The sequence below is a fragment of the Niveibacterium microcysteis genome, from assembly GCF_017161445.1.
Lineage (GTDB): Bacteria > Pseudomonadota > Gammaproteobacteria > Burkholderiales > Rhodocyclaceae > Niveibacterium > Niveibacterium microcysteis.
This window is the reverse complement of the sequence record NZ_CP071060.1, coordinates 3574433-3589048: the sequence shown is the minus strand read 5'-3', so window position 1 is coordinate 3589048 and position 14616 is coordinate 3574433. Positions and strand designations below refer to the sequence as shown.

Genomic DNA, 14616 nt, shown 5'->3' with positions numbered 1-14616 from the left:
CCGGCACGTGGCGTCGGCATGTTTGGCTGACTGGAGGCCGCCTTGCTGGCGATCTTTTTCGGTTTGCTGAAGGGCGCCGTGGCGGTCATGTTGCTGGCCATCGGCGCAGCCTCGTCCGTGCGGCAAGTCGCTTACCTGTGGCAGAGGCCGGCACTGCTGTCGCGGGCATTGCTCGCGATGTATGTGCTGGTGCCGGCTGCGGCGGTGCTGATCGACGAGTTCGTGCCGCTCGGCAACGTCGCGCGCGCAGCGCTGCTGGTGCTCGCGGTGTCGGCCGGTGCGCCGATGCTGCCGCGCAAGCTCGGCGCCATCGGGCGCTCGCCTTACGTCTTCAGCCTCGTCGTGACCTCGTCGTTCCTGGCCGTCGCATTCGTGCCCGTTTGGGTGATGGTGCTCGGCCCGCATTTCGAGCTCGATCGGCAGGTCGAGCCGCTTCAGATCGCGATGTCGGTCGCGCAGACCATTCTTTTGCCCTTGCTCGCGGGCATGGCGCTGCGCGCGATGTGGCCGGCGATCTGCGAGCGCTGGGCGGATCGCCTGATTGCTGCGCTGGGGTCCTTGCTGATGCTGATGGGCCTGGCGATGCTGCTGATGTTTGGCCACATGCTTCTGGATGTGCCGCCGCGGTCCTTCGTCGCCATGACCGGCTTGCTGCTGATCGCACTCGTGATCGGCCATCTGTTGGGTGGCCCGGATCCGCACGAGCGCACCGCCTTGGCCATCACCTGCTCAACGCGGCATGTCGGCCTCGCGGTACTGGTTGCAGCCTCAATGCCCGGCCCCTACGCGGTGCTGCTGATCACTGCCTACTTGCTGTGTTCGCTGATCGTGACCGTGCCCTACCTGATGTGGCGTCGGCGAAGCGCCGCGTCGGGCTGACGCGATGGCGGCCGGGCGGTGAGCGGTGTGGGCTCTGTCGCCCGGCAGCGTTTGCAGGCGGCACCCCCGGGCTTGCCTGCCCCAAGTTGCCGCCATGTGTGATGCGTCAGTTCTGCGGCCCGTATCCGCAAGTGGCCGCGTGTTCGGCGTCGGTGTAGATCGGCGCGCCCCAGAACGTCCCGATCCAGTACATGCAGCTCATGCGCCCGTCCGCATTTCGAACCACGCGGTAGAACATTGAATTGCTGACATACCGGTCGTCACCGATCGGGTAGTAGGCCGTCGTGGTTGCGAAGGTCTCGTTTTCGACAACCAGTCGCCCTTGCGTGTCGACGCTCAGGTGCAGCACTTGCGGGCTCCCCGACGTGCTTGCGAACTCGTAGCGTCCTACGAGTCGGTCTGCATGGTGAATGTGATTAGTCTCGTCGTCGAGACGTTCACCGCGTTGCTTGATCAGCGCGCCGAGACTCTCCGCGTTGAAAGCGTAGTTCGTGCTGCCGAGATGATCGACGCCTGGCATTCGGTCATACGTCACCGTTACCTCTGCGTTGCGCAGCGCCTTGACGGCGTTGTCGGCGACCGCGACCGGCACGTTCATGTCGGCGTCACCATGCACGACATGGAACGGCGTGTTCTGCAGGTGGCGTAGCCCGTTTCCGTATTCAGTTATTGCTTGTGGGCCGAAGAACAGGTCGTCCGTGAAGCCTCCGCCGGCGGCGAGGACGGCCGAGAAGCGGTGAGGAAATGCCAGCGCCACAGGGTAGGCGCCGAGGCCGCCCAAGCTGAAGCCGGCAAGGCTTACGCGCGATCGATCGACCGCGTACTTTGCCTGCGCATCGCGTATGACGGCGTCCACGAAGGCTTCATCATGGAAATAAGAGGCCTCAAGTGGCGACACGACGATCGCCGGAAAGTCCTGGCCGCCATGTTCGATGTAGTAGTTGATGCCGTCACCACGGAGCTGCTCCATGGTTTTCGGCGAGCCGTCTGGCGAAGAACCGTGCAGGTAAACGACCATTGGCCACAGGCGTCCGCGCATGTCGCTCATGCCCGGGCCTGAAGTCCGGAAGCCCTTCGGCAGGTATACAAGGTATTGCGATGCGCCGCCGACCGGCAACGCCAAGGATTGAACGACGAACTCACCCGGCGATTCGACCGTCGCGATTCGCTCTGCGGTGCGAACCTCTGCGGCCGTGGTCGGCTGGTTGCTTGTTGGCGCTGACTCCCCATTGCCGCCGCATCCGCTCAGCGTCGCTAACGATACGATAAGACCTAGCGAAGCAAGGATTGCCGGAAAGCTCTTCTTACAGGCACTCATTCCACTCCTCCTATTATTGGCTGGTAACCGACGATGCGACGGGGGGTAATTCGCATGCCAGTCGTCGCCGGCCATGAATGGTATGAGCGCCTAAATGATGATTGCATTAAATGAGCGTATCGCCGTGACTCATTGCACGACGGTGAGAGCGCGCGCAACTCGGGCCGAGAGGCGCGTCAGCGCACCCCGTAGCCCTTGAACTTTTCGCGGACGCGGGCGATCTCGTCTTCCGGTAGCAGCACCGGGTCGCCGAGCTGGCAGGCTCGCCAGTACTGTTCGGCAAGGCTTTCGAGTTCGACCGCCAAGGCCTGGGCGTGGCGCAGGTCGCGGCCGGCGACCACCATGCCGTGGTTGCCCAGCAGGCAGCCATTGCGATCAGCCATCGCAATCAGCGTAGCCTCGGACAGCGCAGCCGTGCCGTAGGTGGCATATGCAGCGCAGCGCACGTCGTGGCCGCCGAAACGGGCGACCATGTAGTGAAAGGGCGGAATCGTGCGGTGCAGGCAGGCCAGTGCGGTACAGAAAGGCGAGTGGGTGTGGATCACTGCGCCGAAGTCGGGGCGCGACAGATAGAGGTCGCGATGCAGTTGCCATTCGGACGACGGCGCGCGCGGGCCGGTGTAGCTGCCGTCAGCGGCGACGGTGACGAAGTCGATGCGCGTCAGTTCTTCCCATGGCAGGCCCGATGGCGTGATCAGCATGCCATCGCCGTGGCGCACGCTGAGGTTGCCTGCGGCGCCGGGGTTGAGCCCAAGGGCTGCGATGTGGCGTGCGCTGGCGAGCAGGGCGTCGCGTTGGGCTTCGATGCTGTTCATGCAAGCGCCTCCGTAATGCGGGCTGCATCGAAGCGGCCGCGTTCGGTGAGAATGCCGGCGATCAGCGCGGCAGGCGTGACGTCGAAGGCCGGGTTGGCGCAAGGGCCATTGAACATGCGAACCTGCGCCGCCTCGCCGGCGCCATCGATGCCATGCAGCACGCAGATTTCGTCGTCGCTGCGGGATTCGATCGGGATCGCGTCGCCATCCGGGCTGGCTGCGTCGATCGTGCTGGTGGGCGCCGCGATGTAGAAGGGCACGCCGTGTTCGCGGGCGGCAAGCGCTTTCAGGTAGGTACCGACCTTGTTGGCGGTATCGCCATTGGCGGCAATGCGGTCGGCGCCTGTGATCACGACATCGACCAGGCCTTGGCGCATCAGCAGCCCGGCCGCGTTGTCGGCGATCAGGGTGTGCGGCACACCGCCTTCAGACAGCTCCCACGCGGTGAGCAGGCCCTGGTTGCGGGGCCGTGTTTCGCTGACCCAGACTTCGATCGACAGACCTGCTTGATGCGCGAGATAGATTGGCGCGAGGGCCGTGCCCCAGCCGCAGGTGGCAAGCGCTCCGGCGTTGCAGTGGGTCATGACCCGCAGCGGGCGATCGAGCCCTTCGGCGTGGCGGGCGAGCAGCGAGCGGCCATATTCGCCCAGCGCGCGGTTGGCGGCGATGTCTTCGGCGTGAACCGCGAGCGCTTCGCGCCAGGCTGCTGCGCTTCGTAGGTCCGGAGTCAGCGGACGAAGCTTGGTTGCCATGCGGGCGAGCGCCCAGTGCAAGTTGACGGCTGTTGGGCGGGTGCGGCCGAGGCGCGTCAGCGCAGCTTCGAGCGCGTCGTTGCTGGTGTCGTGCCGCATCGCGATGGCGACGCCGAACGCGGCCGTGGCGCCAATCAGCGGCGCGCCGCGGACCACCATGGTCTCGATGGCTAGCGCGCAGGCTTCCAGATTGGCAAGCGTGCGGGTGGTTCGGGCGAAGGGCAGACGGGTCTGGTCGATGACGGCAATCGCGCCGTCGAGCGGTATCAGGGGAGCGAGTTCCATGCGCCGATGATGGCCGCTCGCGCCAAGCGGGGCAAGCCGTCAGGTCAAACCGCCAGCGGTTCAGCCGCGTGCGCGGCGCTCTGCGAGCCAGTCGTGCAGCGCCTCGGGCTCCATCGGGCGGGCGTACAGGTAGCCTTGTGCATCCGGGCAGCCCAGCCCCAGCAGTACCTTGGCCTGGTCGGCCTCTTCAACGCCCTCGGCGATCACCCCCAGGCCGAGCTTCCGGCTGAGCTGGATCACCATTTCCGCGACCTGGCGGCACCGCTGGTTCGTGCACAAGTCCTTCACGAAGGAGCGGTCGATCTTCAGTCGATCGACGCGCAGTCGTTGCAGGTAGGAAAGCGAAGAGAAGCCCGTACCGAAATCGTCGATGGCGACCTTGACGCCAAGCTGTGCCAGCTCGTTGAGCTTGCCGGCGACAAAATCTGCGTCCTCCATGGCCATCGACTCGGTGATCTCAAGCTCGATCTGGTGGGCGACCGCGCCGGTATCGGCCAGTGCCGATCTGACCTGATTGATGAAGTCCTGATGGCGGAACTGCGCCAGCGATACGTTGACCGCCATCTGCACGTTCGGGAAGCCGGCAGCGGCGATCTTGACCTGTTCGTAGCACGCCAGGCGCATGACCCAGTTGCCGATATTGACGATCAGGCCCGAGTGTTCGGCGAGCGGAATGAAGCGATCGGGCGGGATGAAGCGGCCATCGTCACCCCGCCAGCGGATCAGCGCTTCGACGCCGACCGGCTCGCCGCTCTCGATACGAACCTGCGGCTGGTACATCAGGAACAGGCGTTCGTTGTCGAATGCACTGCGCAGGCCGTGGAGCAGCTTGACCCGCTCCTCGATCTCGACGTTCATGTCGCGCGTGAAGAAGCTGTGTTCCCCACGGTGCCGGCTCTTTGCCCGCTTGAGAGCGAGGTTGGTGTTCTTCAAGGCGTCCGCGCTGCTGCCGTCTGCCTCGCGCAGCAGCAAATAACCTTGCGTTGCGGAGATCACGATCTCCTGCTCATCGACGATAAACGGGTCGGCGAAGACAGCGGAGAGTGCTGCCGGCGTGACCACCGACACTTCGCCGAGGATGCCGAAGGTATCGCCGGCGATCCGCGCGACGATGGCGCCGGGCATCCGGTCGCGCAGACGAAGGGCGACGGCCAGCAGCAGCTTGTCACCGAACTTGTGCCCGAGTGCGTCGTTGGTCTCGGCAAACTCGTCGATGTCGACCAGCGCGACGGTCGATTCGTTCTTGCGGTTGCCCTGCAGGCGCTCGTCAATGCACTGAAGGAAGCGCACCCGGTTGGGCAGGCTGGTAAGGGCGTCGACGTAGGCGATGTTCTGCAGGCGGCTGAACAGGGCGGTGTTTTCGAAACCGGCGGCAATGTTGGTGCAGAACACCTCAAGCAGGTGGCGGTCGATTTCCTCGATCGCGTGCGTGCTTTCCAGATAGACGGCGATTCGGCGACCCGAGCCGTTGAGCAACAGCGTTGTGGAGCCCTGGTCGTATTGGTTCTTGCCCGATGCGAGGGCGCGGTTGAGGTGCTCCCGCACCACACGATCCGGGATGTCGCGGATCGATTGGTTGATCAGCCCGCTGAACTTGCCTCCGGCCGCAACGACCTGAACACCGTCGTCGCCGCTGCCGTTTTCCTGCGCACAGATCAGCCCCTCGGGCGGTAGCCGCAGCAGGGCCGCAAGTTGCGTGATGACACCGGCGGCGAAGCCCTGGATGCCACGCAGCTCCATCAGCTCGCCACTGGCTCGCACGATCATGTCCAGCCCGCGGCGGTTCGCGTTGATCGCGCGGATCTGGTCGTAGGACCGGATCGCAACCGTCAGCGTGGTGTAGAGCCGCGTGTGGGTGAGTTCGGACTTGGTCTTGTAGTCGTTGATGTCGTAATCGCGGATCGCCTGGATTTCCGGCGCATAGCCGGGCTGCCCGGTGCGCAGCACGATGCGCGTTTCCTGCAGGCCCAGTTCTTCGCGGATGATGTGCACGAGGTTCAGGCCGGCGTTCTCGCTTTCCATCACCACATCAAGCAGGATCACCGAAATGTCCTGCTCGCGCCGCAGGAACTGCACCGTTTCGGCGGCGCTGTAGGTGTGCAGGAACTCCAGCGGGCGCCCGAGGATCGGTGTGCCCTTGAGTGCGAGCTCCGTCGATGCGTGAACATCCTGGTCATCGTCGACGATCAGAACGCGCCATACCGCCGCCGCGCCATGTTCGACATCGTCATCGCCTTCCGGCGCAAAGACCAGCTCGTCATCCGCCGCCAAAAGATCGGTCACCGCTATCTCCCCGGTGTGGTAGGGCTCTTTGCCGATTCAGAGCCTCTCTTCTCACGTCTACGGACGCGTAGCCCGCGACTTGAGGCTCCTGCGCAAGCTTACGCCGGAATAGACTTGCGGCTCTAGCGTGCGAGGAGAGTTGGTTTGGATACTCCAGTTCCGATCGATAGCCGGTTGCCCGATGTGGGCACCACCATCTTTACCGTGATGTCGCGGCTCGCTCAGGCTTGCGGCGCGATCAACCTGTCGCAAGGCTTTCCGGACTTCTCGCCCGATCCCGCGCTCGCCGCCGCGGTGTCAGAGGCCATTGCTGCCGGCCATAACCAGTACCCGCCGATGGCCGGCTTGCCGGCGCTGCGCGAAGCGATCGCGCACAAGCTGGAGGGCGAATACGGCGCGCGGTATGAGCCCGAGTCCGAGATCACGGTGACGGCGGGCGCGACACAGGCCCTGTTCACAGCCATTGCCGCGCTGGTGCAGCCGGGCGACGAGGTCATCGTGTTCGAGCCGGCGTATGACGCGTACGGCCCGGCAGTGCGGTTGCAGGGCGCGCAATTGCGGGGGATCCCGCTGCGTGCACCGGACTGGCGTCCGGACTGGGATGCCTTCAAGGCAGCACTGAGCCCGCGCACGCGGCTGGTGATCGTGAATACACCGCACAACCCGACGGGCTCGATCTGGCCGCGGGAAGACATGCTGCAGCTCGCTGCGCTACTCGATGGGTCGCGCGTCTGTGTGCTGTCCGACGAGGTCTATGAGCACATGGTCTTCGACGGCGCCGAACACCAGAGTGTTGCCCGCCATCCAGCGCTCGCGTGCCGGGCGATCGGCGTGTCGAGCTTTGGCAAGACCTATCACGTCACCGGTTGGAAAGTCGGCTACGTCTTTGGCCCGGCAGCGCTGATGGCCGAATTCCGCAAGGTGCACCAGTTCAACGTCTTCACCGTGAACAGTCCGGCTCAAGCCGCCTTTGCGACGGTTGCGGGGCGGCCAGAGACCTGGCGGGGGCTGGCCGCGTTTTACCAGACGAAGCGCGATCGCCTGCGCGCACAGTTGGCCACAAGCAGGCTGCGCCTGCTGCCGTGCGCTGGCACCTACTTTCAGCTGGTCGACTACCGTGCGATCTCCGATCTGCCGGACGTTGCGTTCGCCGAATGGCTCACGCGCGAAGCCGGCGTAGCGGCCATTCCGGTTTCGGTGTTTTCGCGCGAGCCCCGCGACGAACGCATCGTGCGGCTTTGCTTCGCCAAGCAGGACGCGACACTGGATGCTGCGGCCGCGCGCCTTGCAGCCCTCTGAGCGCCCATGCACCGGGTGGTAAACTCGGCGGCTTCTGCATCGCGATGGGGCGCCTGACGTGGGCAAAATACTCCTCTTCCTGCTGGGCATCCTTGCTATCTGGTTGCTGCGCCGCAAATTCGATGGTGGCGCATCGCGTCCCCGCCGCGGCAATCCGGCCCCACAGCCACCGGCCGAACCCGAACGCATCACGGCTTGCGCACAGTGCGGCCTGCATGTGCCGGAAAGCGAGGGTGTGATGGAGGGCGGCCACTTCTACTGCAGCGACGCGCACCGCCAACTCGGCCCGCGCGCCTGATGGGGGCCGGCATGCCACATGCCTGGCAGCCCGCTGAATCGCGCTGGGAATCGCTGCGCTACTACAGCCTCTACCGCCTGATCGTTGCGTGCGGCTTGATCTTCATTGGTCGCCTTTTCTTGCTGGAAAGCAGTAGCGGCGAGTGGACTTGGGTTGTTGCGGGTTACCTATTGGCGGCGGTGATCCTGCTCTACTTCCTGCGCGCAACGCGGGCACCCTTCGAGTGGGTGGTGAACACCCACATCACGATCGATATCGTGGCGCTCAGTGCGCTGATGTACCTAGGCGGAGGTCACAAGGGTGGCCTGCCCTACATGATGATGGTGGTGGTTGCTGCCGGCGGACTGCTCGGCGAAGGGCGCCTGGTCTTCTTCTATGCGTCCTTGGCCTCTGTGGCGGTGCTCGCGGTGCAAGGCCTGCGTTCGCTGACTCTCGACAGCGAGGCGGTTGCCGACATCACCGCGGTGGGTTTTGTCTGCATTGGCTTTTTTGCAGTTGCGACCGTGGCGCGCCTGCTGGCGACCCGCGCGCTGGCCAACGAAGCGCTTGCCCATCAGCGCGGTGCTGCGCTGCGTCGTCAGGAGCGCGTGAACGAGCAGATCATTGCCGATCTGCACGATGGTGTGCTCGTGCTCGGCGCCGATGGCGTGGTGATGCAGGCCAATCGCAAGGCGGCCGAGTTGTTGGGGGATTTGCCCCATATTGGCCTACCGATTGACGTACTGTCCCCCGAGCTTGCGGCTGCGGTGGTGAGTGGCGACGCGGAGGTTCGCGTTGGCGAGGCCGGCAGCCAGGTGCGCGTGCGCACCCTGCGATTGGGCGAGCAAGGCGATACGATTGTCTATCTTGAAGATCTTGAGCGCATCGAGCGCGAGGCACAGCAAATCAAGCTTGCGGCACTCGGGCGCCTGACCGGCGGGATCGCGCACGAGATCCGCAACCCCTTGGCGGCGATCAGCCACGCCAGCGAACTCCTTGGCGAAGAGAAGCGCGCCGAGATGCAGCAGCGCCTGACGCGCATCATCCACGACAACACGCGGCGCATCGATCGCATGGTGCGCGACGTGCTGGAACTTGGGCGCCGCGATCGCGCGACCCCGGAGACCATTCCACTGCTTGCCTTCGCCCGCACCTTCTTGGATGAACAGGTCAGCTACGAGGGGCTCGATCCGGCGCTTGTCGAATTGGAGGGCGATGCGGCGTTGCGCGTGCGCTTCGACCGTATTCACCTGCAGCAGATTCTTTGGAACCTGCTTGGCAACGCTCGCCGTTTTGCGAGCGGCGCGCCGGGCAGCGTGAGAATCCAGGTGCTCGCGGGCGGTGAAGACCAGGTCATGCTCGAAGTCGTGGACGATGGTCCCGGCGTGCCGCCGGAGTCGCGCTCACGGGTGTTTGAACCCTTCTTTACGTCCGATCCACGCGGTACCGGGCTTGGGCTCTATATTGCGCGAGAGTTGGCGCAGGCCAATGCGGCCGAACTTGAGCTCTGCGAATCTCGCGGTGGCGCGCATTTCCGATTGATGGCCAAGGGGGTTGCATGAGCAGTGCAAGTGAGCGACGCAGCCACATCGATGCAGCGGTACTGATTGTCGATGACGAGGCGGATATCCGTGAATTGCTGGAGCTGACGCTTCTGCGCATGGGGCTTGGTGCCGACGCGGCTGGAACGCTGGCCGACGCGCGCGCATTGCTGGCGGAGCACCGCTACAAGCTGTGCTTGACCGACATGCGCCTGCCGGACGGCGATGGCCTCACACTGGTGCGAGAAATTGCGCAGCACCATCCAGAACTGCCAGTGGCGGTGATCACGGCCTACGGCAGCATGGAGAACGCAGTCACCGCGTTGAAGGAGGGGGCCTTCGACTACCTCTCCAAACCCGTTTCGCTTGAACAACTGCGAGCCCTGGTCAAATCGGTCTTCGATCTGCCGAAGCGCGCGAGTGAATCACGCCCGGTCGGCGCCAGTTCGTTGACCGGCGAGTCGCCCACCATGCTGCAAGTGCGCAGCATGATCGAACGTTTGGCGCGCAGTCAGGCGCCGGTCTATATCAGCGGTGAGTCGGGCAGCGGCAAGGAGCGCGCGGCGCGCCTGATTCACGAATACGGCCCGCGTGCCGCGAAGCCCTTCGTTGCGGTCAACTGCGGAGCGATTCCCGAAAATCTCATGGAGAGCGAGTTCTTCGGCTATCGCAAGGGAGCTTTTACCGGCGCGGATGCTGACCGCGATGGCTTCTTCCAGGCAGCCAACGGGGGCACCTTGTTCCTCGATGAAGTGGGTGACCTGCCGTTGCCCATGCAGGTAAAGCTTCTGCGTGCTATCCAGGAAAAGCGTGTGCGCCGTGTCGGCGACACGGCCGAGCAGCCGGTGGATCTGCGCATCATCAGCGCGACGCACCGCAATCTGAAGGAGCTCGTGGATCAAGGGCGGTTCCGGCAGGATCTGTTCTACCGCCTCAACGTCATTGAACTGCGCATGCCAGCGCTGCGCGAGCGGCGTGAGGACATCCCGGCCCTGGTCGATGCCTTGCTTGGGCGATTGGCCCAGGAGGCGGGCTTGCCTGTGCCGCGTGTTGACGCCGCTGCGAACGCCGCCTTGTTGGCCTATGCATTCCCGGGCAACGTGCGCGAACTGGAGAACATTCTTGAACGCGCGTTGGCCTTGCATGGCGGCCAATGCATTACGGTCGAGGATCTTCACCTCGAACCGCGCGAGGAGGAGGCCGGTCCGCACGGCATTCCGGGTGGCGGCGTTGCCCTGGAGCGGGAATCCCTGCAGGACTATCTCGACCGCGTCGAGCGCCAGGCCATCAACGAAGCCATCGCCAAGACCGATGGCAACCGCACGGCCGCGGCGCGGCTTCTGGGCGTGACCTTCCGTTCGCTGCGCTACCGCATGGAGCGGCTGGGGATGAAGGAGTAATCGGCGGTGTTCCTGAAGCTGCGCGGTGAGCCGATCGCGAGTTCACCGACCCCCGCCAAGCCGACGCTGAAGGGCATCGATGCGGAGGGTTTTCTTCCCGATGCGCGCTTCGTCGCGTCGCCCAATTTTGACGCCCGCCCGGCGGGCTGCACCATCGATCTGATCGTCATCCATGCGATCAGCCTGCCCCCGGAGTGCTTCGGTGGTCCGGGCGTAGAGCAGTTGTTCACCAACTGCCTCGACCCACTCGCCCATCCGTACTATGCGGGCATTCACCATCTCCGCGTGTCATCACATTTCCTGATTCGGCGAGACGGCTGCATCGAGCAGTTCGTGCCGACCATCCAGCGCGCATGGCACGCAGGTGTATCGAGCTGGGGTGGCCGCGAACGCTGTAATGATTTTTCGATCGGTATCGAGCTTGAAGGCAGCGACACGCAGCCCTTCGACGCAGCGCAGTACCCCGCCTTGGCAGAGCTGATCCGTGCCATCGTACGGCGCCATCCGATCAGCGACATCGCCGGGCATTGCGACATTGCCCCTGGGCGCAAGACAGACCCCGGTCCCTTCTTCGACTGGCCGTTGCTCGCCACGCTTCTGCGCTGATTACCCATTTTGTTCGCCGTTTTATCGCGCCGCGCGAGGGCTTTACACGCCTCATGGCTGCAGCGTTTGAGGCCCGCACGGTGCTTGTTCTTGTCGCATCGCGACAATTTTGTTTCTTGCATGAAATGGGGTGAGGTAACTAGAATTAGTCGGGTATATGGATCGTCATACTAGATCTAGTAGGTCAATAACCGAGTGCGCTGCCGGAGCAGTTTTCCAGGCAACCCCGACAACAGGAGAGATCGATGCAGGTCATCGCCAACGAAGCGGTCGCCAACCCGGCGCTATCCGCGCTGCCGCATGATGCCGCCAGCGAGGCGGAACGCTATGCCGATTACAAGATCATTCGCCGTAACGGAGCGGTGGTCGGATTCGAGCCGTCCAAGATTGCGGTTGCGGTCACCAAGGCCTTCCTCGCCGTCGAGGGTTCTCATGGCGCCGTCTCGGCGCGTGTGCGCGAGGTGGTCGGCAGCCTTACCGAACAGGTCGTGCGCGCACTGGTGCGTCGCCAGCCGCACGGCGGCACGTTCCACATCGAAGACATCCAGGATCAGGTCGAACTTGCGCTGATGCGTTCGGGCGAGCACGACGTCGCGCGCGCCTATGTGCTGTACCGCGAAAAGCGCGCTGCCGAGCGTGCGCAGAAGGCGAAGGCAACGCCGCCGGCCGCGGCGTTGCATGTCACGCACCGCGGCGAACGCAGGCCGCTGGACCGCGCCGAGCTCGCCGATCTGGTTGCGGCCGCCTGCGCTGGCCTTGGCGAGCAGGTGCAGCCCGAGGCGATCCTCGAAGGCGCACTGCGCAACCTTTACGACGGCGTGCCTTTGGACGAAGTGCGCAAGGCGCTGATCCTAGCCGCCCGCACGCTGATCGAGAAGGAACCGGCCTACGACTACGTCACCGCACGGCTGCAACTGCATGTGATTCGCGACGAGGTGCTGGGCGAGGAAGTTGCCCACGCCGCAATGGCCACGCGCTACGCGGAGTATTTCCCGCGCTACGTGAAGCTGGGTATCGAGGCTGAACTGCTCGACCCGAAGCTCGCGCAGTTCGACCTCGCGCGCCTGGGCGCGGCGATCGTCGCCGACCGTGACCTGAAGTTCGGCTACCTCGGCCTGCAGACGCTCTACGACCGCTACTTCCTGCACATCGAGGAGCGTCGTATCGAGCTGCCGCAGGTCTTCTTCATGCGCGTCGCGATGGGCTTGGCGCTGGGCGAGATTGACCGCGAGGCGCGTGCGATCGAGTTCTACAACGTGCTCTCGCAGTTCGACTTCATGAGCTCGACGCCGACGCTGTTCAACGCCGGCACACTGCATTCCCAGCTCTCGTCCTGCTACCTGACCACCGTGGATGACAGCCTCGACGACATCTACCAGGCAATCAAGGAAAACGCGCTGCTGCAGAAGTTCGCCGGCGGCCTCGGCAACGACTGGACGCCGGTGCGCGCACTCGGCGCGCGCATCAAGGGCACCAACGGCAAGAGCCAGGGCGTGATCCCCTTCCTCAAGGTCGTGAACGACACCGCGGTCGCGGTGAACCAGGGTGGCAAACGCAAGGGCGCTGTCTGCGCGTATCTCGAAACCTGGCACCTCGATATCGAGGAGTTCCTCGAGCTGCGCAAGAACACCGGCGACGACCGCCGTCGCACGCACGACATGAACACCGCGAACTGGATTCCGGATCTGTTCATGAAGCGGGTCATGGAAGGTGCCGAGTGGACGCTGTTCTCGCCCTCTGATGTGCCCGGTCTGCACGACAAGTTCGGCCGTGCCTTTGAAGAAGCCTACGTCGAGTACGAGCGCCGTGCGGACCGCGGCGACATCAAGCTGTTCCGCCGCATGCCGGCGCTGCAGCTGTGGCGCAAGATGCTGACGATGCTGTTTGAGACCGGGCATCCGTGGATCACCTTCAAGGACCCGTGCAACATCCGCTCGCCGCAGCAGCATGTCGGCGTGGTGCATTCGAGCAACCTCTGCACCGAGATCACGCTGAACACCTCCGACACCGAGATCGCAGTGTGCAACCTCGGCTCGGTGAACCTGCTCGCGCACCTGGGCAAGGATGGCGAGCTCGATCACGACAAGCTGCGCCGCACCATCCGCACCGCGATGCGGATGCTCGACAACGTGGTCGACATCAACTACTACGCGGTTGGCAAGGCGCGTAACTCGAACCTCAAGCACCGCCCGGTCGGCCTCGGTATCATGGGCTTCCAGGACTGCCTGCACGCCAAGCGCATCCCCTACGCCTCGGAGGATGCGATCGCCTTCGCCGATCGTTCGATGGAAGCGGTGTGCTACTACGCCTACTGGGCCTCGACCGATCTGGCCGAGGAGCGGGGCCGTTATTCGAGCTTCCGTGGCTCGCTGTGGGACCGCGGCATACTGCCGCTCGACAGCCTCAAGCTGCTGGCCGACGAGCGTGGCGGCTACTTGGAAGTCGATACCTCCAGCACGCTGGACTGGGACGCGCTGCGGCGCCGCATCGGCGAGGTCGGCATGCGCAACTCCAACTGCGTGGCGATCGCGCCGACTGCGACCATCTCCAACATCATCGGCGTCGACGCCTGCATCGAGCCGACGTACCAGAACCTCTACGTGAAGTCGAACCTCTCGGGGGAGTTCACGATCGCCAACGAGTCGCTGGTTCGCGATCTGAAGAAGCTCGGCTTGTGGGACGAGGTGATGGTCGCCGACCTCAAGTACTTCGACGGTTCGCTCGCGAAGATCGACCGCATTCCGGACGAGCTGCGCCGGCTCTACGCCACCGCGTTCGAGATCGAACCGAAGTGGATCGTCGAATGCGCCGCGCGGCGCGCGAAATGGATCGATCAGGCTCAGTCGCTGAACATCTACATGGCCGGCGCCTCGGGCCGCAAGCTCGATGAAACCTACAAGCTCGCGTGGCTGCGAGGCCTGAAGACCACCTACTACCTGCGCGCGCTCGGCGCGACGTCGGCCGAGAAGTCGACCGGCCGTGGCGGCGAGTTGAACGCGGTGCCCGTCAGTGGTGGCGTGAGTGCGGCGGCTGCGGAAGCGGTGTCCGAACCCGCGAAGTTCTGCAGCATCGACAACCCTGATTGCGAAGCCTGTCAGTAACGACGCATTGCGGTGATTGAGGCACGCCGCGCGACCGACATGTCGCGCGGCGCATCACCG

General features: G+C 64.4%; 11 protein-coding genes. 7 read left to right on the top strand and 4 right to left on the bottom strand.

What is annotated here, in order from left to right; translation table 11 throughout:
• Window positions 1-42: 42 nt before the first annotated feature.
• Window positions 43-879, top strand: coding sequence for a bile acid:sodium symporter family protein (locus tag JY500_RS16300; RefSeq protein ID WP_206253824.1), 837 nt, complete (start codon window positions 43-45; stop codon window positions 877-879).
• Window positions 880-985: 106 nt separating this feature from the next.
• Here the strand turns inward: JY500_RS16300 and JY500_RS16295 are convergent, their stop codons facing one another.
• The 4 genes from JY500_RS16295 to JY500_RS16280 form a co-directional block, all read right to left on the bottom strand.
• Window positions 986-1927, bottom strand: a complete 942-nt coding sequence (locus tag JY500_RS16295; protein WP_206253823.1) for a carboxylesterase family protein — start codon at window positions 1925-1927, stop codon at window positions 986-988.
• Window positions 1928-2373: 446 nt separating this feature from the next.
• On the bottom strand, window positions 2374-3012 hold the full coding sequence (locus JY500_RS16290; protein WP_172197033.1) for a class II aldolase/adducin family protein: 639 nt from the start codon (window positions 3010-3012) through the stop codon (window positions 2374-2376).
• Window positions 3009-4049 carry an S-methyl-5-thioribose-1-phosphate isomerase gene (gene mtnA, locus JY500_RS16285; protein WP_206253822.1) on the bottom strand — a complete coding sequence of 347 codons (1041 nt, stop codon included), beginning with the start codon at window positions 4047-4049 and terminating at the stop codon, window positions 3009-3011. The genes JY500_RS16290 and mtnA overlap by 4 nt, the downstream gene beginning before the upstream one ends.
• Before the next feature lie 60 nt (window positions 4050-4109).
• Entirely contained in the window at window positions 4110-6332 is a 2223-nt protein-coding gene (locus tag JY500_RS16280; protein WP_206253821.1) for a putative bifunctional diguanylate cyclase/phosphodiesterase, read from the bottom strand.
• Window positions 6333-6476: 144 nt separating this feature from the next.
• Here JY500_RS16280 and JY500_RS16275 point away from each other — a divergent pair, with 144 nt between their 5' ends.
• The 6 genes from JY500_RS16275 to JY500_RS16250 all read left to right on the top strand — a co-directional run bounded on the left by JY500_RS16275 (window position 6477) and on the right by JY500_RS16250 (window position 14556).
• Window positions 6477-7631 carry a methionine aminotransferase gene (locus JY500_RS16275; protein WP_172197039.1) on the top strand — a complete coding sequence of 385 codons (1155 nt, stop codon included), beginning with the start codon at window positions 6477-6479 and terminating at the stop codon, window positions 7629-7631.
• Between the two features lie 58 nt (window positions 7632-7689).
• Window positions 7690-7929: a PP0621 family protein gene (locus JY500_RS16270; RefSeq protein WP_172197042.1), complete on the top strand. Its 240-nt coding sequence runs from the start codon at window positions 7690-7692 to the stop codon at window positions 7927-7929.
• A gap of 11 nt (window positions 7930-7940) precedes the next feature.
• A complete protein-coding gene (locus JY500_RS16265; protein WP_246479656.1) occupies window positions 7941-9470 on the top strand; it encodes a sensor histidine kinase in 1530 nt (509 codons plus the stop codon).
• Window positions 9467-10849, top strand: coding sequence for a sigma-54-dependent transcriptional regulator (locus JY500_RS16260; RefSeq protein ID WP_206253819.1), 1383 nt, complete (start codon window positions 9467-9469; stop codon window positions 10847-10849). Before JY500_RS16265 ends, JY500_RS16260 begins: the two co-directional genes overlap by 4 nt.
• A gap of 75 nt (window positions 10850-10924) precedes the next feature.
• A complete protein-coding gene (gene ampD / locus JY500_RS16255) occupies window positions 10925-11455 on the top strand; it encodes a 1,6-anhydro-N-acetylmuramyl-L-alanine amidase AmpD (protein WP_206256520.1) in 531 nt (176 codons plus the stop codon).
• A gap of 245 nt (window positions 11456-11700) precedes the next feature.
• Window positions 11701-14556, top strand: a complete 2856-nt coding sequence (locus JY500_RS16250) for a ribonucleoside-diphosphate reductase subunit alpha (RefSeq protein WP_206253818.1) — start codon at window positions 11701-11703, stop codon at window positions 14554-14556.
• The last annotated feature ends 60 nt before the right edge of the window (window positions 14557-14616 follow it).